Here is a 513-nt window from a genome sequence, read left to right as displayed (position 1 = left end):
GTGAGTTTCCCGGGGGGTTTGACGCGTTTTTCGAATTGGACGTCCTTGGGCCGTTTTCGATAGGCCTCGCGTTTGTACTGCCGGGATGGCCGGTTGGGTAGCTTATCCTGCATCGCGTACCGCAACGCCGTTGCGAACGCCTCACGCCACTGCCGTGGCTCGCTGTGCAGGTGCCTCAGTAGAAACGTTTGAAAGGTCGTCCAGACTCGTTTGAAACTCATCCGTCGAGGCGGCAATCGGTTCAATGCCGCCGCTTCACGACGGAATTGGCTCGTCAGGTTGTAGGCCACAACCGACGTGTACAACTCTTTTCTGAACGTGTCGACACTCTTGGCCCGAATGTTTTCCGCACCCAGAACCACTTTGAAGTTACGGATATCAACCTCCACGTCATACCGCCGCTCGTACCAATTCGACAAAGTCCAGGCGTCGTGCTCCAGGCTGGTCACCAGCAGGAGAGTCAGGTTTTCGGTGACATCGATCTCGTGGAGCCAAACGACCAGCGAGGCATCA

The 513-nt window shown here is 56.5% G+C and carries 1 pseudogene; it reads right to left on the bottom strand.

What is annotated here, in order from left to right:
* Positions 1–513 (bottom strand): annotated as a pseudogene (locus tag FYK55_RS29385) (IS4 family transposase); the annotation flags it as partial.

The organism is Roseiconus nitratireducens (genome assembly GCF_008629675.1).
Classification (GTDB): domain Bacteria; phylum Planctomycetota; class Planctomycetia; order Pirellulales; family Pirellulaceae; genus Stieleria; species Stieleria nitratireducens.
This window is presented reverse-complemented; position numbering and strand designations above follow the sequence as displayed.